14 protein-coding genes and 1 pseudogene are annotated in these 19,063 nt (G+C 66.9%); 5 read left to right on the top strand and 10 right to left on the bottom strand.

The window, feature by feature from the left end:
• Window positions 1-122 precede the first annotated feature (122 nt).
• Window positions 123-881 carry a TSUP family transporter gene (locus NF681_18325; protein ID UST54196.1) on the top strand — a complete coding sequence of 253 codons (759 nt, stop codon included), beginning with the start codon at window positions 123-125 and terminating at the stop codon, window positions 879-881.
• Window positions 882-896: 15 nt separating this feature from the next.
• On the opposite strand, the gene mrdA is transcribed toward NF681_18325, so the two are convergent.
• The 4 genes and pseudogenes from mrdA to NF681_18345 form a co-directional block, all read right to left on the bottom strand.
• On the bottom strand, window positions 897-2,891 hold the full coding sequence (gene mrdA, locus NF681_18330; GenBank protein UST54197.1) for a penicillin-binding protein 2: 1,995 nt from the start codon (window positions 2,889-2,891) through the stop codon (window positions 897-899).
• A gap of 24 nt (window positions 2,892-2,915) precedes the next feature.
• A complete protein-coding gene (mreD, locus tag NF681_18335; protein ID UST54198.1) occupies window positions 2,916-3,437 on the bottom strand; it encodes a rod shape-determining protein MreD in 522 nt (173 codons plus the stop codon).
• Window positions 3,438-3,898: 461 nt separating this feature from the next.
• Window positions 3,899-4,747, bottom strand: a pseudogene (mreC, locus tag NF681_18340) (rod shape-determining protein MreC).
• A 56-nt stretch (window positions 4,748-4,803) separates the two neighbouring features.
• On the bottom strand, window positions 4,804-5,847 hold the full coding sequence (locus NF681_18345) for a rod shape-determining protein (protein UST54199.1): 1,044 nt from the start codon (window positions 5,845-5,847) through the stop codon (window positions 4,804-4,806).
• A 304-nt stretch (window positions 5,848-6,151) separates the two neighbouring features.
• Between NF681_18345 and gatC the strand changes: the two genes are divergently transcribed.
• Genes gatC through gatB form a run of 3 tightly spaced genes read left to right on the top strand, consistent with a single transcriptional unit; the run spans window position 6,152 to window position 9,529 of the window.
• Window positions 6,152-6,451 carry an Asp-tRNA(Asn)/Glu-tRNA(Gln) amidotransferase subunit GatC gene (gene gatC / locus NF681_18350; protein UST54200.1) on the top strand — a complete coding sequence of 100 codons (300 nt, stop codon included), beginning with the start codon at window positions 6,152-6,154 and terminating at the stop codon, window positions 6,449-6,451.
• The gene (gene gatA / locus NF681_18355; protein ID UST54201.1) at window positions 6,448-7,953 is read left to right on the top strand and encodes an Asp-tRNA(Asn)/Glu-tRNA(Gln) amidotransferase subunit GatA; all 1,506 of its coding nucleotides are present in this window, start codon (window positions 6,448-6,450) and stop codon (window positions 7,951-7,953) included. The genes gatC and gatA overlap by 4 nt, the downstream gene beginning before the upstream one ends.
• 16 nt (window positions 7,954-7,969) lie before the next feature.
• Window positions 7,970-9,529: an Asp-tRNA(Asn)/Glu-tRNA(Gln) amidotransferase subunit GatB gene (gatB, locus tag NF681_18360; protein UST54202.1), complete on the top strand. Its 1,560-nt coding sequence runs from the start codon at window positions 7,970-7,972 to the stop codon at window positions 9,527-9,529.
• A gap of 48 nt (window positions 9,530-9,577) precedes the next feature.
• Here gatB and NF681_18365 read toward each other — a convergent pair whose 3' ends face one another.
• Together NF681_18365 and pyrE are read right to left on the bottom strand one after the other, a co-directional pair.
• A complete protein-coding gene (locus NF681_18365; GenBank protein UST54203.1) occupies window positions 9,578-10,261 on the bottom strand; it encodes a DUF4124 domain-containing protein in 684 nt (227 codons plus the stop codon).
• A 25-nt stretch (window positions 10,262-10,286) separates the two neighbouring features.
• Window positions 10,287-11,048 carry an orotate phosphoribosyltransferase gene (gene pyrE / locus NF681_18370; protein UST54204.1) on the bottom strand — a complete coding sequence of 254 codons (762 nt, stop codon included), beginning with the start codon at window positions 11,046-11,048 and terminating at the stop codon, window positions 10,287-10,289.
• Window positions 11,049-11,059: 11 nt separating this feature from the next.
• On the opposite strand from pyrE, the gene NF681_18375 reads away from it, so the two are divergent.
• Window positions 11,060-11,863 carry an exodeoxyribonuclease III gene (locus NF681_18375; GenBank protein ID UST54205.1) on the top strand — a complete coding sequence of 268 codons (804 nt, stop codon included), beginning with the start codon at window positions 11,060-11,062 and terminating at the stop codon, window positions 11,861-11,863.
• Window positions 11,864-11,918: 55 nt separating this feature from the next.
• Here the strand turns inward: NF681_18375 and NF681_18380 are convergent, their stop codons facing one another.
• The 4 genes from NF681_18380 to NF681_18395 all read right to left on the bottom strand — a co-directional run bounded on the left by NF681_18380 (window position 11,919) and on the right by NF681_18395 (window position 19,053).
• Window positions 11,919-13,526 carry a type I restriction-modification system subunit M gene (locus tag NF681_18380; GenBank protein ID UST54206.1) on the bottom strand — a complete coding sequence of 536 codons (1,608 nt, stop codon included), beginning with the start codon at window positions 13,524-13,526 and terminating at the stop codon, window positions 11,919-11,921.
• The gene (locus NF681_18385) at window positions 13,523-14,605 is read right to left on the bottom strand and encodes a PDDEXK nuclease domain-containing protein (protein ID UST54207.1); all 1,083 of its coding nucleotides are present in this window, start codon (window positions 14,603-14,605) and stop codon (window positions 13,523-13,525) included. The genes NF681_18380 and NF681_18385 overlap by 4 nt, the downstream gene beginning before the upstream one ends.
• 112 nt (window positions 14,606-14,717) lie before the next feature.
• Window positions 14,718-15,971 carry a restriction endonuclease subunit S gene (locus NF681_18390; GenBank protein ID UST54208.1) on the bottom strand — a complete coding sequence of 418 codons (1,254 nt, stop codon included), beginning with the start codon at window positions 15,969-15,971 and terminating at the stop codon, window positions 14,718-14,720.
• The gene (locus NF681_18395) at window positions 15,964-19,053 is read right to left on the bottom strand and encodes a type I restriction endonuclease subunit R (GenBank protein UST54209.1); all 3,090 of its coding nucleotides are present in this window, start codon (window positions 19,051-19,053) and stop codon (window positions 15,964-15,966) included. Before NF681_18395 ends, NF681_18390 begins: the two co-directional genes overlap by 8 nt.
• Between the last annotated feature and the right edge of the window lie 10 nt (window positions 19,054-19,063).

Genomic DNA, 19,063 nt, shown 5'->3' on the forward strand with positions numbered 1-19,063 from the left:
GGAGACACTCGACCAGTCCATTCGAAGAAGATCCATTCACAGGCGTCCATCAAGAGATGCCCGGTTTTTCACAAAGCGCCGCTTCGTCGGCGCTTTTTTTTGGCACGTGACAATCCAGCCCCATGGAATGGCTGCTCCTCCCCCTCGCATCGGCTTTCGCCGGCTTCATCGACTCCATCGTGGGCGGCGGTGGCCTCATTCTGGTGCCCGTGCTCTTCGGCATGTTTCCGGGCGCGGCGCCGGCCACGCTGCTGGGCACCAACAAGAGCGCCTCGGTCTGGGGCACGGCGGCGGCCACCGTGCAGTTCAGCCGCAAGGTCGAGATGCGCTGGCGCGCCCTGGGCGTGGCCGCGGCGCTGGCCTTCGGCGGCTCGCTCGCCGGGGCCTGGGCGGTGACGCAGGTGTCGGGCGACTTCCTGCGCCGCCTGCTGCCCTTCATCCTGATCGCCCTGCTGGCCTACACGCTCGTCCGCAAGGACATGGGACGCCACCACGCGCCGCGCTTCACCGGCCGCGCCGAACTCGCGGCGACCGGCGCCGTCGGGCTGGCGCTGGGCTTCTACGACGGCTTCTTCGGCCCGGGGACCGGCAGCTTCTTCGTCTTCCTGTTCGTGCGCTGGCTGGGCTACGACTTCCTCAACGCCTCGGCCTCGGCCAAGCTGCTCAACACCATGACCAACCTGGGCGCGCTGCTGCTGTTCGCGGCCAAGGGGCACGTGTGGTGGCATTTCGGCCTGGCGATGGCGGTGGCGAACGTCGCGGGCAGCCTGATCGGCGCGCGCGTCGCGCTGCGCCACGGCGCGGGCTTCGTGCGCGGCGTGTTCATCCTCGTGGTCGGCGCGCTGATCCTGAAGACCGGGTACGACGCGTTCCTGCGCTAGGCGCCGGGCCCCGGTTCAGGGCGCCGTGGCGGGCGTGGCCGGACCGGTCGCCGCCGCCGACACCGGGGCCGGCCCGGCGACCTCGCCGGCCGCGCGCGGCTTGCCGATGGGCGCGGTCGCCTTGCCGACCCGGATGGCCGCCATGTCGGCCTCGCTCGGGTATTGGCCGAGCAGCCAGTAGTCCATGACGCGGCGTGCGATGGGCGCGGCGGCGCCGGCGCCCCAGCCGGCGTTCTCGACGATCACGGCCAGCGCGATCTTGGGCGCGTTGGCCGGCGCGAAGCCCATGAACAGGGCGTGGTCGCGCTGGTGCTCCTCGAGCGCGCGGGCGTTGTAGCGCGTGTTCTGCGCCTGCGTCACGGCCTGCGCGGTGCCGGTCTTGCCGGCGGCGACGTAGCCCGCGCCGGCGAACACGCCGCGCGCGGTGCCGGCGGACACCACGCTCATCAGGCCCTCGCGCACCACCGCCACGTTGGCGGGCGAGTAGCCCAGGCTCTCGGCCGGCGGCTGCACCACCGACTTGACCTGGCCGCTGACCGTGTCGCGGATCGACAGCGCGACGTGCGGGCGGTGGCGCATGCCGACGTCGGCCACGATCGCGGTCGCCTGCGCGAGCTGCAGCATCGTGAAAGTGTTGTAGCCCTGGCCGATGCCCAGCGAGATGGTCTCGCCCGCATACCACTTCTTCTGCTCGGGCCGGCGGTAGGCGTTGCGCTTCCATTCGGTGCTCGGCAGCACGCCGCGCACCTCGCCGCCGAGGTCGATGCCGGTGATCTGGCCGAAGCCCAGCGGCTTCATGAAGTCGTGGATGCGGTCGACGCCCATCTCGTTGGCCAGCGAGTAGTAGTAGATGTTGCTCGACAGCTGGATCGAGCGGCGCATGTCGACGCCGCCGATGTTGCCCTCGGGGCTGCCGAAGCGGTGGCCGCCGAAGTTGAAGAAGCCGGGGTCGTTGACCACCACGTTGGGCCCGCGCGTGCGCGTCTCCAGCGCGCCGAGCGCCATGAACGGCTTGTAGGTCGAGCCCGGCGGGTAGGTGCCGCGCAGGGCCCGGTTCAACAGCGGCTTGTCCGGCGACTCGTTGAGCTCCTTCCAGCTCTCCGAGTCGATGCCCTCGACGAACAGGTTGGGGTCGAAGGTCGGCTTGCTGACGAAGGCCAGCACCTCGCCCGTGCGCGGATCGAGCGCCACCAAGGCGCCGCGCCGGTTGCCGAACATGTCCTCGATCAGCTTCTGCAGCTTGATGTCGATCGACAGCATCACCGTGTCCCCGGGCGTGGCCGGATGGCTGGCGAGGCGGCGCACCGCGCGCCCGCCGGCGGAGGTCTCCATCTGCTCGACGCCGGTCTGGCCGTGCAGCGTGCGCTCGTAGCTCTGCTCGACACCGAGCTTGCCGATGTGGTCGGTGCCCTTGTAGTTGGCGATCTCCTCGTCCTCCCACTCCTCCATCGCCGCCTTCTCGCGCTGGCTGATGCGTCCGATGTAGCCCAGCACGTGGCTGGCCGTCTCGCCCAGGGGATAGTTGCGGAACAGCCGCGCCTTGATCTCGATGCCCGGGAAGCGGTAGCGCTGGGCCGCGAAGCGGGCGACCTCCTCGTCGCTCAGGCGCGTGCGGATGGGCACCGAGTCGAAGCTGCGCGAGTCCTCGCGCAGGCGTTTGAAGCGGCGCCGGTCGCGCGGCGTGACGTCGACCACGCCCGCCAGCGCGTCGATCGCCGCCTCCACGTCGCCGGCCTTCGACGGCGTGATCTCCAGCGTGTAGGCCGAGTAGTTGGTGGCCAGCACGACGCCGTTGCGGTCGAGGATCAGCCCGCGGTTGGGCACCACCGGCACGATGGCGGTGCGGTTGCTCTCGGCCTGCTCGGCCAGGTCGGCGTGGCGCACCACCTGCAGGTAGACCAGGCGCGAGCACAGCAGGCCGAAGGCGCCCAGCACCACCAGACCGATCACGACCACGCGCCGCTTGAAGCGGGTCAGGTCGGCGGCGACGTTGCGCAGTTCGGTCGACATCCTCGGGGCTTCCTGGGCTCGGTCTCAGAGGGGACGGTTCGCGTCCGGGTCGGGCGTGCGGCGCTGGGGCGCCAGCAGCAGCGCGCTGGCCAGCGGCCACAGCGCGGCTTCCAGCAGCGGCGCCACCAGCATTGTCCAGCCGGGGAAGATGCCCCCACCGATCATGCGGATGGCCAGCTCGATGACGTGAGACAGCAGGAACAAGGGCAGCACCTGCGGCGCCTGCGACAGCACCGGATACCAGGTCAGGCGGCGGTGCATCATGATCGCCAGGAAGCTCAGCGTGGTGTAGGAGAGCGCATGCTGGCCCAGCATGGCCGACTGGTGCACGTCCATGCACAGGCCGAAGAAGAAGGCCGCGCCCATGCCCACGCGCGCGGGCTGGTGCACGCTCCAGAACACGATCACCAGGGCCAGCACGTCGGGCACCCACGCGGCGCGCCCGAGCGGCAGCATGGCCAGCAGCAGCGCCACCACCAGGCTCGACCACATGAAGAAGGGGCTGACGGGCAGCAGGAGCTGCTGCTGGCCGGGACGCATGATCATGGGGCGGTGCGCCTGTCGGCGGGGTTGGCGGGCCGCGCGGCGCCCGTGCGCGGTGCGGCGGGCGCGGCGGTGGCCGGCCGGGCGGCCGGCGACGCCGTCGCGGCCGGGCGCGGGGTCGCGGACGACGGGGCGACGGGCCGGGTGGGCGGCGCGGCCGGTCGGGCGACGGGCGGCGCGGCGGCGGCGGGCCGGACGCCCGACGACGCCGTCGCGGCCGCCGTCGGACCGGCGGCGCGGGACGGCGCCGATGCGGGCGCCGGTGCGGGTGTCGATGTCGGCGCCGGGACCGCGCCGCGCACGGCCGCCCGGCCGGTGGCCGGCGGCGTGGCCGGGACGCCCGTGGCGGTTCCCGATGCCGCGGCGGATGCCTTGGCGGTGGCGGCGGCGGCCGCAGGAGCGCCGGCACCGGCGGCGGACGCCCCCGCCGACGATGGCGTCGCCGGGGCCGGGCCCTGGCCGCCCACCGGCGTCAGCACCAGCACGTAGCGCGCCGCGTTCACGTCGCCCAGCGGCTGGCAGTAGATGCGGGCGAAACCGGAATCGGCGCGGCGCTCGATGCGCTCGATGCGCGCCACTGGCAGACCGGGCGGGTAGACGCCGTCGACCCCGCTGGTGGCGAGCATGTCGCCCTCCTGCACGTCGGAGTTCGCGGCCATGAAGCGCAGTTCCAGCCCGCCGCCGTGCGCGCTGGCGTCGCCGAAGGCCACGCTGCGCGCGCCGGTGCGCATGTTCTGCACCGGGATCGCCTGATCGCGATCGACCAGCAGGGTGACTTCGCTGGTGAGCGGCTGTACCAGCGTGACCTGGCCGACCACGCCGTTCGGATCGATCACCGGCGAGCCCGCGACCACCCCCTGCGCGACGCCCTGGTCGATGATGACCTTGCGGGTGTACGGGTCGGCCGAGTCGTAGAGCACCTCGGCCGCGCGGCCGGGGGTGGAGGTGGTCTGGCGCAGTTCCAGCAGGGCGCGCAGGCGCGCGTTCTCGCTGGCCAGGACGTCGGCCTGGCCGGCGCGCTCGGACTGCAGGGCCAGCGCGCGGCGGGCCTCGGCCTCCTTGCGCTGCGCGAGCTGCAGCTCCTCCAGGTAGCGCCCGCCCTCGGCCACCGCCTGCACCGGCTTGAGCGCGAGCCACTGCACCGGATAGAGCACCGTGCCGATCGCCAGGCGGATCGGCCGCACGACCCCGAAACGCGCGTCCGCCACCATCAGGAACAGCGCCAGCGCGCTGAAGAAGATCAGCCTGCTCAGCGCCGAGGGCCCCTGGCTGAACAGCGGCGGCGTGGAACGATCGAGCGTGCCCAGCGGCATGGACCCAACGACCCGTCAGGGATGGGGAAGGTGTGTCGCGGCCGCAGGGCGGGCGGTCATTCGCTCGTGAAGATGCTGCCCAGCCGGTCCATGCGCTCGAGCGCCATGCCGCAGCCGCGCACCACGCAGGTCAGCGGCTCCTCGGCCACCAGCACCGGCAGGCCGGTTTCCTCGGCCAGCAGGCGGTCCAGGTCGCGCAGCAGCGCGCCGCCGCCGGTCAGCATCATGCCGCGGTCGGCGATGTCGGCGCCGAGTTCGGGCGGCGTCTGCTCCAGCGCGTTCTTGACGGCCGAGACGATGTTGTTGAGCGGGTCGGTCAGCGCCTCCAGCACCTCGTTGCTGCTGATGGTGAAGCTGCGCGGCACGCCCTCGCTGAGGTTGCGGCCCTTGACCTCCATCTCCTTGATCTCGGAGCCCGGGAAGGCCGAGCCGATGGTCTTCTTGATGACCTCGGCCGTCGGCTCGCCGATCAGCATGCCGTAGTTGCGGCGGATGTAGTTGATGATGGCCTCGTCGAAGCGGTCGCCGCCCACGCGCACGCTGCCCTTGTAGACCATGCCGCCCAGCGAGATCACGCCCACCTCGGTCGTGCCGCCGCCGATGTCCACCACCATCGAGCCGCTCGCCTCGCTCACCGGCAGGCCCGCGCCGATCGCCGCCGCCATCGGCTCCTCGATCAGGTAGACCGCCGTGGCGCCGGCGGCCTCGGCCGCGTCCTTGATGGCGCGGCGCTCGACCTGGGTCGAGCCGCAGGGCACGCAGATGATGATGCGCGGGCTGGGCGCGAGCAGCGAGCGCGGATGCACCATCCGGATGAACTGCTTGATCATCTGTTCGGTGATGACGAAGTCCGCGATCACACCGTCCTTCATGGGACGGATGGCCTCGATGTTGCCGGGCACCTTGCCGAGCATCGCCTTGGCCTCCCGCCCGACCGCCTGGATCACCTTCTTGCCGTGCGGGCCGCCTTCGTGACGGATCGCGACGACGGACGGCTCGTCCAGGACGATGCCCTTGTTGCGGGCGAATATCAGGGTGTTGGCGGTGCCGAGATCGATCGCGAGGTCGGTCGAAAAGTACCGACGGAAAGCTCCGAACATGTGGGATTCCTCTGGGGCACGGCACGCGCTTCGGGCATGGCGCCGCCCTCTATCTGGGTCGTCTGACGGGGTGGATGGATCGCTCTTGCGGCAAAAACCGGCGCGTTCGCGGGGGGTGCGGCAAAGGCGGGATAATACCCGAATCCCCCCGGCGACCCCTTGCCGCGACCCCCGAAGGACGCGGCTTCCATGCCTCGCCGGCGCCCTCCCGCAGGGTGCCCGGCGGGCGGCTCCGGAGGCGTGTGTCGACCTGTCCTGGACCCCCCTTCTCCGGCCCTTCTCCCGCCCTTTCCCGTCCTCTCCCATGCCGCTCCAATCCTCCGACATCGCCCGCATCGCCGCGCTCGCGCGACTGCGGCTGGCCCCCGACGAAAGCACCCGCATGCTCGGCCAGCTCAACGGCTTCTTCGACCTGGTCGAGACCATGCGCGCCGTCGACACCACCGGCGTCGAGCCCCTGGCGCACCCGGTGGCCGCGATCGGCGACATCGCGCTGCGGCTGCGCGACGACGTCGCCAGCGAGCCCGATGCGCGCGACGCCAACCAGCGCAGCGCGCCGGCCGTCGAGCGCGGCCTGTTCCTCGTGCCGAAGGTGATCGAATGAGCGACATTCAGACCAAACCCGAACTGCATGCGATGAGCGTGGCCGGGCTGGCGAGGGCGCTGGCCGCGCGCGAGGTCTCGGCGGTCGAGGCGGCCGGCCACTTCCTCGCGCGCATCCACGCCGACGAGGCCCTGGGCGCCTTCGTGGCCGTCGACGACGAAGCCACGCTCGCCCAGGCGCGCGCCGCCGACGCGCGCATCGCCGCCGGCGACGCACCGGCGCTCGCCGGCGTGCCGATCGCGCACAAGGACATCTTCGCCACCACCGGCTTCCCCACCACCGCCGGCTCGAGGATGCTCGCGGGCTACCGCTCGCCGTTCGACGCCACCGTGGTGCGCCGCCTGGCCGAGGCCGGGACCGTCACGCTGGGCAAGCTCAGCTGCGACGAGTTCGCCATGGGCTCGGCCAACGAGAACGTCGCGGTGCCCGCCGCCGGCCACGACCGCGCCGTGCCGGTGAGGAACCCCTGGGACCGCGACCGCATCCCCGGCGGCTCCTCGGGGGGCAGCGCCGCCGCCGTCGCCGCGCGCCTCGCGCCGGCGGCCACCGGCACCGACACCGGCGGCTCGATCCGCCAGCCGGCGTCGTTCTGCGGCATCACCGGCATCAAGCCGACCTACGGCCGGGCCTCGCGCTACGGCATGGTCGCCTTCGCCTCCAGCCTCGACCAGGCCGGCCCGATGGCGCGCTCGGCCGAGGACTGCGCGCTCTTGCTGTCGGCCATGTGCGGACCCGACCCGGACCGCGACTCGACCTCGCTCGACCGGCCGGCCGAGGACTTCTCGCGCGCGCTCGGCGACTCGCTCGACGGCCTGCGCATCGGCGTGCCGGCGGAGTTCCTGGGCGAGGGCGTCGCCCCCGGCGTGCGCGCGGCCGTCGACGCCGCGCTGGCCGCGTACGAGCGCCTGGGCGCGAAGCGCGTGGCCGTCACGCTGCCGCGCACCGAGCTGTCGATCCCCGTCTACTACATCCTGGCCGCGGCCGAGGCGTCGAGCAACCTGAGCCGCTTCGACGGCGTCAAGTTCGGCCACCGCGCGGCGCAGTACAAGGACCTGGCCGACATGTACGCCCGCACGCGCGAGGAAGGCTTCGGCGACGAGGTCAAGCGCCGCATCATGATCGGCACCTACGTGCTCTCCCACGGCTACTACGACGCCTACTACCTGCAGGCGCAGAAGGTACGCCGCCTGATCGCCGACGACTTCCAGCAGGCCTTCGCGCAGTGCGACGTGATCGCCGGCCCGGTCGCGCCGACGGTGGCCTGGAAACTCGGCGAGCACGGCGACGACCCCGTGGCCGACTACCTGGCCGACATCTTCACCCTGCCCGCCTCGCTCGCCGGCCTGCCCGGCATGAGCGTGCCGGCGGGCTTCGCCGAGCACGGCATGCCCGTGGGCCTGCAGCTCATCGGCGACTACTTCGGCGAATCGCGGCTGCTCAACGCGGCCCACCGCTTCCAGCAGGCGACCGACTGGCACACCCGCGCCCCGAAGGGCGTCTGACGACCCTCCGACCGACATGACCGATTCCTCCCTGAACACCTTCGAAGCGCAGCAGCAGGGCCGGCCGACCGGCCCCCTGGTGCGCGGCTACGAAGTCGTCATCGGCTTCGAGACACACGCCCAGCTCTCCACCGCCAGCAAGATCTTCAGCCGCGCGTCCACCGCCTTCGGCGCCGAACCCAACACGCAGGCCTGCGCCGTCGACATGGCGCTGCCGGGCACGCTGCCGGTGATGAACCGGGGGGCGGTCGAACGCGCGATCCGGCTCGGCCTCGCGCTGGGCTCGACCATCGCGCCGCGCAGCGTCTTCGCGCGCAAGAACTACTTCTATCCCGACCTGCCCAAGGGCTACCAGATCAGCCAGTTCGAAATTCCCGTGGTGCAGGGCGGCGCGGTGAGCTTCTTCGTCGGCGACGAGCCCCGGACCGTGCGCCTGGTGCGCGCGCACCTGGAGGAGGACGCGGGCAAGTCGCTGCACGAGGACTTCGTCGGCCAGTCGGGCATCGACCTGAACCGCGCCGGCACGCCGCTGCTGGAGATCGTGACCGAGCCCGACATGCGCTCCACCGCCGAGGCCGTGGCCTATGCGCGCGAACTGCACAAGCTCGTGACCTGGATCGGCATCTGCGACGGCAACATGCAGGAAGGCAGCTTCCGCTGCGACGCCAACGTGTCGGTGCGCAAGCCCGGCGAGCGGCTGGGCACGCGCCGCGAGATCAAGAACCTCAACAGCTTCAAGTTCATGCAGCAGGCGATCGACTACGAGATCCGCTGGCAGATCGAGGAACTGGAGGACGGCCGCGCCGTCCAGCAGGCCACCGTGCTGTTCGACCCCGACACGGGCGAGACGCGCGCCATGCGCACCAAGGAGGACGCGGCCGACTACCGCTACTTCCCCGACCCGGACCTGCCGCCGCTGGTGATCGCGCCGGAATGGATCGAGCGCGTGCGCGGCGAGATGCCGGAACTCCCCCGGGCGATGGCCGAGCGCTACGTGCAATCCCACGGCCTGTCCGCGTACGACGCGGCGCAGCTCACGCAGAGCGTCGCGCTGGCGCGCTATTTCGATGCCGTGGTGGACGCCGGCGCGACGCCCAAGCTGGCGAGCAACTGGATCCAGGGCGAGATCTCCAAACGGCTCAACGCGCAGGAGATCGGCATCGAACGGACGCCGGTGAGCGCCGACCAGCTGGCCGGGCTCATCGGTCGCATCGCCGACGGCACCATTTCCAACAATGCCGCGCGCCAGCTGCTCGACGCGCTCTGGAAGGCGGGCTCGGTGACCACCGCCTCAGCCCATGTCGCAGACAGCGACGACGTTCTGGTGGCCACTGCCAACATCGAATCGATCGACGCCATGATCGACCGCCTCGGCCTGCGGCAGATGAACGACAGCAGCGCCCTCGAATCGATCGTCGACGAGGTGCTCGCGAAGAACGAGAAGAACATCGCCGAGTACCGCGCCGGCAAGGACAAGGCCTTCAACGCGCTGGTCGGCCAGGTCATGAAGGCCAGCCAGGGCAAGGCCAATCCGGCGCAGGTCAATGCGCTGCTGAAGGCGCGGCTGGACGGTTGAGGCGCCGGGCCCGGCCGCGACGGCCGGCCGGCGGAGGTCAGCGCGCCGTCAGCGCGCCGGCGGCGACGCGGCCTCGGCCGCGGGCCAGAACAGCCGCAGCCGCTCGCGCTCCTCGTCGAAGCGCGCGTTGACGCGCCGCTTCTCCTCCTGCTGCCCCGCCAGCAGGTCGACCTGCGTCTTCATGCTGGCGGTGTTGTCCTCCAGCCGGCGACGCACCGCCATCGGGGCGCGGCTGACGTCGCGGCGATAGAACTCCAGCTCGTCGTCCAGCGGCTTGCGCTCGGCGGTGATCTCGGCCATGCGCTTGCGCGTCATCTCGATCACCGCGTCGACCTGCGCCACGGCCACGCCGCGCTCGCGCTCGTGCGAGGCGGGATTCGGATAGCGCGCGAGCAACGCGCGGTCGCGGCGGCGCTCCTCCATCAGCCGCGCGGCCTTCTGCGACGCCAGGCGGGCGCGCTCGTCGCGCTCGGACTGCTCGCGCGACGTGTAGGTGGGCTCCAGGGTGCGGCGCACCACGCCGCTCGGGCCGAGTTCGCGCTGCTCGCGGTCGGCGCAGTCGGCGATGGGCCGGTCGGCGGTGAGGGTGCGCCCGCGCGCGTCGGTGCAGGTGAAGATGCCGGCCTCGTTGGCCGTCTGCGGCCTGGCTTGCGACCACGCGCCGCAGGACCACGACGCGGCCAGCAGCGCGAGGGCGACGACGATGGACGGTGGACTTCTTCGCAGGGGCATCCAGGCTCTTTCTCGGTGATGGACGTCAGGCGGCGGCGCCGTACCTCGCGCGGTAGGCCAGCACGCCTTCGCGGTGGACCGCCAGTTCGGCGTCCCCGCTCCGGCCGAGATATTGCAACAAATCGTCAAGATTGGCGATCGCCGTTACACCCAGACCCAGCGCATCCCGGACGTATTGAACGGCGCTGTAGGGCACGTCGGCACCGTTCTCTGTCGCCTTCTCCTGCCGGTCGAGGGCGATCGCCACCGCGTGGGGCTGCGCGCCGGCGGCGCGGATGGCCGCGATCGACTCGCGCACGGCCGTGCCGGCGGACATGACGTCGTCGACGATCAGCACCCGGCCGCGCAGGGGGGCGCCCACCAGCGTGCCGCCCTCGCCGTGGTCCTTGGCTTCCTTGCGGTTGTAGGCGAAGGGCACGTTGCGACCGCGCCGCGCGAGTTCCGCCGCGACGGTCGCGCCCAGCGGAATGCCCTTGTAGGCCGGGCCGAAGATCATGTCGAACGCGACGGCCTCGTCGATCAGGAGGTCTGCATAGAATTCCGCCAGCCGCAGCATGCGCGCGCCGTCGTCGAACAGGCCGGCGTTGAAGAAGTAGGGGCTCGTGCGGCCGGCCTTGGTCTGGAAGCTGCCGAAGCGCAGCACCCCGGCGTCGATCGCGAAGCGCACGAAATCCTGGGCGCGCGCCTGGCGCCGGTCGCCGGCGGCCGACCCGCTCGCATCGCCGTCCCCGCCGCCGCGACCGCCCTGGTCGCCCCGGTCTCCCCTGCCCCCCGTCACTTCAGCCATTGGAATTCCTCGTGTTCAAACTGACCAGCCTCAACCTCAACGGTCTTCGCTCGGCCGCCACCAAGGGCGTCGCGGACTGGGTCGCCGAAGCGGCGCCGGATTGTATTTGCATGCAGGAGACGCGCGTCCAGGCCAGCGACATCGAGGGCCGCTTCGAGCGCATGGCCGGCCTGCAGGGGCATTTCCACTTCGCCGAGAAGAAGGGCTACTCGGGCACCGCCATCTACACGAAGCACGCGCCCAGCGCCGTCGTCATCGGCTGGGGCGACGCCGAGTTCGACGCCGAGGGCCGCTACATCGAACTGCGCTTCGACACGCCCGCGCGCAAGCTGTCGATCATCAGCTGCTACTTCCCGAGCGGCTCGTCGGGCGAGGAGCGCCAGGCGGCCAAGTTCCGCTTCCTCAAGGGCTTCTTCCCGCACCTGCGGGCCCTGAAGCGCGAGCGCGAGTTCGTGCTGTGCGGCGACATCAACATCGCCCACCAGGAGATCGACCTGATGAACTGGAAGGGCAACCGCAAGAACAGCGGCTTCCTGCCCGAGGAGCGCGCCTGGATGACGAACCTGCTCGACGCCGGCGCCGAGGGCGCGGGCCTGGTGGACGTCTACCGGCTGCTCAAGCCCGAGGCCACCGGGGACGCCTACACCTGGTGGAGCAACCGGGGGCAGGCGTACGCGAAGAACGTGGGGTGGCGGCTGGACTACCACCTGGCGACGCCGGCCATCGCCGAACTGGCGCGCAGCGAGCACATCTACAAGACGGTGAAGTTCTCGGACCACGCGCCGATCACGGTGGATTACGACTTCGTGCTCTGATCGATCGTCATCGCCGGCAATTCCATGACGCTTCATACCGCCTGGGTTGCACGCTTCAAGGCAGAAGATCCAGACCCAGTTCCTTCAGGAACGCGTTGTGCTTTTCCTTGGCCGCCGCGATGTCCTTTTCGATCCGGACCAGTTCGGCGTGCGTCGCCGCCAGATCGATCTCCGCCTCGCCCACCGACGTGCTGATGTAGCGCGAGATGTTCAGGTTGAAATCGTTCTTCTCGATCTCCGTCATCTCCACGCGACGCGAATAGCGGGTCTCCTGCTCACGGAACTGATACGTCTTGATGATCTTGGCGATGTGCTCGTCGGTCAGCTGGTTCTGGCGCTTGCCTTTGACAAAATGTTCGGCGGCATTGATGAAAAGCACGTCGTCCGGCTTCTTGCACTTCTTCAACACCAGGATGCACACCGGAATGCCGGTCGAATAGAACAGGTTCGACGGCAGGCCGATCACCGTGTCGATGTGGCCGTCCTTCAGCAGCTTGGTGCGGATGCGTTCTTCCGCGCCGCCCCGGAACAGCACGCCGTGCGGCAGGATGATCGCCATCACGCCCTCTTCCTTCAGGAAATGGAAGCCGTGCAGCAGGAAGGCGAAGTCCGCCGCCGACTTGGGCGCCAAACCGTGGTTCTTGAAACGCACGTCTTCCGCCAGCGCGTCGGTGGGCTCCCAGCGGTAGCTGAACGGCGGATTGGCCACGATGGCGTCGAACGACGGCTTCTTGGCCGGGTTCGACTCGCGCAGCATGTCCCAGTCGTTGGTCAGCGTGTCGCCGTGGTAGATCTCGAATTCGGTGTCCTTCACCCCGTGCAGCAGCATGTTCATGCGCGCCAGGTTGAAGGTGGTGATGTTCTTTTCCTGGCCGTGGATCTTGCCGATGCCGTGCGGCCCCATGCGCTTGCGCACGTTCAGCAGCAGCGAGCCCGACCCGCAGGCGAAGTCCATCACGCTTTCCAGGCGCTCCTTCCTGCCGGTGGCGGGTTCCTGGCTGTCGAGCGTGACGATGGTGGACAGGATGTCGGAGATCTGCTGCGGCGTGTAGAACTCGCCCGCCTTCTTTCCCGAGCCGGCGGCGAACTGGCCAATGAGGTATTCGTAGGCATCGCCCAATGCATCCACGCTGGTCGAGAACTCAGCCAGTCCTTCGGCGATCTTCTGGATGACGGTGCAGAGCTTGGCATTGCGCTCGACGTACGTCCGTCCCAGCTTGGACGAGCCGAGGTCGATCTCGGAGAACAGACCGCCGAAGGTGCTCTGAAACGATTCGGTTTCGATGTAGTTGAAGCCCTGTTGCAGCGTGCGCAGCAGTTCACCGTCCTGCGTGCGGGCCATCCGCGCGATGCTGCTCCACAAATGCTGGGGCTCGATCACGTAATGCACCTTGCGGCGCATCTGTTTCTCGAACTCCGGCACATCGTCCGGGTTGTTCTCGTACCAGCGTTGCAAGGGCGTCGACACCGATTGGTCGACCTGCGTGGGGTAGTCCGGACCCAGTTCTCTTTTGGCCGCGGCTTCGTAGTTGTCCGACAGATAGCGCAGGAACAGGAACGACAGCATGTAGTCGCGGAAATCGTCCGCGTCCATGGCGCCGCGCAATTGGTCGGCGATGGCCCAGAGGGTCTTGCCCAGTTGTTTTTGGTTGTGTTCGGTCATGTCTTCTTGATTTTCTCGTCGTCTTCATCACGAAGCCGCTTATGAGCTTCTATGGCTTCCCGGTCGCGCTGCAACTCCAGCCGCAACTCTTCTTCGCTGGGCAGGACCAGCCGGTACTTGCTGGCGAAAAGCTGTTCGCTGCCGTTCAGCACCGAATAGCGCACCACCGACTGGTCCTTGCTGCCGCACAGCAGGATGCCCACGGTCGGGTTGTCGCCCTCGCCCCGGCGCAGGTCGTCGTACATGCGCACGTACATGTCCATCTGCCCCACGTCCTGGTGCGTGAGAGGCCCGGTCTTCAGGTCGATCAGCACGAAGCACTTGAGCAGGTAGTTGTAGAACACCAGGTCGATGTAGAAATCCTGCGTTTCGGTGCTGATGCGCTGCTGACGCGCCACGAAGGCGAAGCCTTTTCCCAGCTCCATCAGGAACTGCTGCAGCTTGTCCATCAGCGCGGTTTCCAGCGTGGCCTCCAGCAGGCGGCCCGCACCGGGCAAGCCCAGGAACTCCAGCATCACCGGGTCGCGCACGAACGCGCGGGGCGACGGCGCCAGCGCATCCAGCTGGGCCTGCGCCTCGGCGGAAACCGCTGCCTTGTCCTGGCTCAGCAGCAGGCGGTCGTAGTACAGGCTGCCGATCTGGCGCTCCAGCGCCCGCGTGCTCCAGTTATGCGCTGCTGCCTCTTGCACGTACCACTGGCGCGCCTGGGCACTGTCCACCCGCAGCAGCAGGCGGTAGTGCGTCCAGCTCAATTCGTGGCGCAGTGCGTCACAAATTGGAAACGCTTGGTAGAACAGCCGCATGTATCGAAGGTTGGAAGCATCGAAACCCCGGCCGAATTCTGTTGTCAGCGCTTGGCCCAACTCCGACAGCAAACGCTGCCCATACGCCGCGCGCTGCGCCCCACCCTGCTCGAACTCCACGATATGCCGGCCGATGTGCCAGTAGGTCTGCACTTGGACGGCATCCACCGCCCGCATTACCTGCTGACGCGAATCATCGATGAGCTGGCGCAAGCTGCCTAGCAACGGCGCCAAGCCTTCTGACATAGCGCGACCGCCGCTGATGCCCTTGCTCAATGGCTTCTTGCTTTGTTCAGTCATAGGCTCTTGCTCACTGTTTTGCCGAGCCGGGTGAATGAAGGTAATTCTCTGCACAGCGTGAAGAGAATTGAAAACGACCCAATGGCGCTCATGCCTCCACCGCTTCTGAAGAGGGGAAAAGCTGCTGCATCAACCCCTTCTTGTGGGTCTTGAGGGTTTCGAGCTCTTGCGTCTGAACACTAATGAAATGATCAAGCCCAGTCAAACAGTCAGCAATGCGGCGCTGCTCATCAAGTTCAGGAAAAACTATTGGTATCGTCCGCAGGATTCCCAGAGAAATTTCTTGAAATGTGCTTCCTTTACTGGCAGCCAATATTCTGTCGCTAATACGCTGGCTTTGAATAAGTTGGAGCAAAAACTTAGCCGACCCTTTGGCTCTTAACCTCGCGGTACCTTGAGTAAGGTTTGCACAAGATATTTCATCGGGAACAATTCTGCATATTCCAATATTTCCCCTGAGAGAAAACACAATATCCCCTGGCAATACCTCTGATCTGCGGTATTTTTCTGCAATCAATTCCGATGTGCAAGAAAGCGTTTCAAGACAAATATCCGAATTCAAATCCGAGCTCTTTATATAAGGCATCCCGCCAGGAACGTGAGGACCGGCTTGCACTATTCCATAGGATATTTTCGCGCTGCACAAGTTTTCCAGCGCATCAAGCATCCATTTACTCGAATTTTGAAATTCAGGAAAACGCAGGCGCGGTTGGATTTCGCCTTCGCGGGGGAAAAGCTGCTGCATCAGCCCTTTTTTATGGGTCTTGAGCACGTCCAATTTGCGGGCTTGCGCGGCGATCAGCTCGTCCAAGGAACTCAGGCAGTCGGCTATTTTTTGTTGTTCTGGAAAAGACGGAAGCGTAAGTCCAATGCGGGCGATGTCTTTGTAATGAATGCGGACACGCACGCTGCCATCACCGCCTTCCGTCACGAATTGTTCCCAGGCTTTGATCTGCCGAAAGTGATCCAGATAGTCGGGAGCTATACCCAATCCACCATTTTTGATGCATTTGAAGACGACATAGTCGGGACTGACTAGTATTTCGCTATCACCCTTCCATCGAGCGATAGAACCAATGTTGAGTCGCATTGGGTTATAGGCGAACCAATCTCTTTCGACGAGTTTGTAGCGCGCAATATCTGGCGAGATAAGCCGCGCTTCCATCGGAACGATACCGTCGGCCTTGGTCACTCCCATTACTGACGTGACCGAGTGCTTGTTGCCGTTGCGGCTCCGACATTCTTCTGTCACGTCGCCCAGCAACACGCTTTGTAACGCCGCGTCCCCAAACTCCGGAAACCTTAGTCTTGGAACCAGTGCCGCCTCGCTCTTATTACTCATATGCACTCAAGCCCGAGATTTCCCGCCCTTGCGCGCGCTTATTCAGTAACAGCATTAGCTCTTTCATCAACTTAGTCTCAGCTAAAGCGCGAGCCTTCCAGCCCAGCCCCAGCGGCGCCATCAGATCACTCAGCGCCTCTCCATCAAAAATCATCCGCTGCAAGATGCCCTCTACAAAAGACTGCAGCGCCGCAGGTGCCAACCCGTGTCGAGCAGCCATCTCAGCCAGCTCCACACCATCTTTCTCCTTCTTGAACCGCGCATAGCCCTCGCGAATAGCCTGCTCGCTCAAGCCCTCGCCCGTTTTCAACGTACCGATGTACGCGGCAATGTCGTCCCGCTCATCCATGAACTTGGCATCGCTCTGGATCAGGCCAATGAGTTCCTCACGACTCATCTTCTGCTTGCCCGGCCCCTGCTGCGTGTAGCGCGACATCAGCCCCATGATGTAGTCGTAGTCGATGACCGCACTGGCGAACAGCACGAACTCGAAGTCGAGCTGGTTCACCGCTGCCGAGTCCTTGCCTTGGTCATCGCCTGCCACACCATCCTTGTCCTGCCGCGCCTGCTGCTGCTTGAGGCGCTGGGCCGTTTCCAGGTAAACGCCGCGAAAGCCCTGCAGGTTCTCGGTCGGCAAGATCTCCTCGATGGCGGTGGCGTTGTCATCGGTCAGGTCGGTGTACTGGTCCAGCTGGGTCTTCAGGCGCTGCACTTCCTTGAAGTTCTGGATGAAGGCCACGCGGGCGGCGTCGCCCTTGAGCTGGGGCACCGACTCGGGCGTGCAGTCCAACCCCTGGGACTGCATGAAGTCGGCCAGCTTCCGCACCGCGGCATCCAGCTTCTCGATGACCACGGGGGCCTTGTCCACCAGCCAGATCCTGCGGGCTTCCTCGCCCGACTTCTCGCCGGAGAACAGGGCGATGGCCGCATCCACGCTGCTTTGCTGCTGACGGAAGTCGAGGATGTTGCCGTAGGGCTTGGTGCCGTTGAGCACGCGGTTCGTGCGCGAGAACGCCTGGATCAGGCCGTGGTGCTTGAGGTTCTTGTCCACGTACAAGGTGTTGAGGTACTTGCTGTCGAAGCCAGTGAGCAGCATGTCCACCACGATGGTGATGTCGATCTTCTGCGCCGCCGGGTGGTCGGCGTTGGGCCACTGCTGGTCCTTGATGCGCTTCTGCACGTCCTGGTAGTACAGGTCGAACTCGCCGATGGTGTGGTTGGTGCCGTAGCGCCCGTTGTAGCTGGCGAGGATGGATTTGAGGGCCGTCTTCTTGCCCTCGGGGTCCTGCTGGTTGTCGGCCTTTTCCTGCGGCAGGTCTTCCTGGATCTGCCTGACGTCGGCATCGCCCTCGGCGGGCGGCGAGAACACGCAGGCGATGTTCAGCGGCACGAAGGCCGGGTCGGCCGCCTGCCGGGCCGCCTGCAGTTCGCCGAAGAGGCGGTGGTATTCGATGGCGTCGTTGATGCTGGCGGTGGCCAGCACCGCATTGAAGCGGCGGCCGGCGGTGGCGGTGTCGTGCTTGGCCAGGATGGCGTCGATCACGGCCTTCTTGGCCAGGGCCTCGCCGGGCCTGGGCAGGGAGGACTGGGAGTTTTGGCCCTCGGGCTTGAAATAGTCCACATGGAAGCGCAGCACGTTGGCGTCTTCGATGGCGTGGGTGATGGTGTAGGCGTGCAGTCGCTGCTGGAACAGGTCTTCGGTGGTCCGGAACTGGCCCTCTTCGCCCTCGAACTGCTTGGCGGTGGCGTTCGCCTCGAAGATGGGCGTGCCGGTGAAGCCGAAGAGCTGCGCCTTGGGGAAGAACGCCTTGATGGCGTCGTGGTTGGCGCCGAACTGCGAGCGGTGGCATTCGTCGAAGATGAAGACGATGCGCTTGTCCTGCAGGGGCGCCAGCTGCTGCTTGAAGGTGGCCTGGCCGTCCCGCTTCTGCTGCTGGTTGCGCGAGCTGCGCTCGTCCAGCGCCAGGCCCAGCTTCTGGATGGTGGTGACGATCACCTTGTCGGCATGGTCGTCCGACAGCAGGCGGCGCACCAGCGTGGCGGTGTTGGTGTTCTCCTCCACGCAGTTTTCCTGGAAGCGGTTGAATTCCTCGCGGGTCTGGCGGTCGAGGTCCTTGCGGTCCACCACGAACAGGCATTTCTCGATGTCGGGGTTGTCCTTGAGCAGCGTGGACGCCTTGAAGGACGTGAGCGTCTTGCCGCTGCCGGTGGTGTGCCAGACGAAGCCGTTGCCGCTGTTCTGGTGGATGCACTCGACGATGTGCTTGACGGCGTACACCTGGTAGGGCCGCATCATCAGCAGCTTCTGCTCGGCGGCCATCAGCACCATGTAGCGGCTGATCGTCTGGCCCAGGGTGCATTTGACGAGGAAGGTCTCGGCGAAGCTGTCGAGGTGGGTGATCTTGTGGTTGGCCTCGTCCGCGAACTGGTAGATGGGCAGGAACCGCTCGTCGGCGTTGAACGCGAAGTGGCGCGTGTTGTTGTTGGCGAAGTAGTACGTGTTGGTGCGGTTGCTGACGATGAACAACTGCAGGAAGCACAGGAGCGTCTTGGTGTAGCCGTTGCCGGGGTCGTTCTTGTAATCGACGATCTGCTCCATCGCCCGGCGCGGGTTGATGTCCAGCGTCTTCAACTCGACCTGCACGCAGGGCACGCCGTTGATCAGGATGAGCACGTCGTACCGGTGATGGCTGTTGTCGGTGTTGATGCGCAGCTGGTTGACCACCTCGAACGTGTTCTTGCACCAGTCCTTGATGTTGACCAGCGTGTAGTTCAGCGGCGTGCCGTCGTCACGGGCGAAGGCATTGATGTTCCTCAAGGTGCGGGAGGCGGTGAAGACGTCGGGGGTGACGATGTCGTCCAGCAGCCGCTTGAATTCCCCATCGGTCAGCGTGACGCGGTTCAGGGCCTCGAACTTCTCGCGGAAGTTGCGTTCCAGCGCGGCGCGGTCGCGGATGTCGTCCCTGTATTCGTACTTGAGGCTCTGCAGCTTGCCGATGAAACCGTATTCGACTTGCGCTTCCTTGACGACGTGCTTGGTCGCGCCGGACGTCGGGTCGTAGGGGGTCTTGGATGAGAGCATTTCGGAGCAA

The sequence above is a fragment of the Comamonadaceae bacterium OTU4NAUVB1 genome, from assembly GCA_024372625.1.
GTDB lineage: Bacteria > Pseudomonadota > Gammaproteobacteria > Burkholderiales > Burkholderiaceae_C > Variovorax.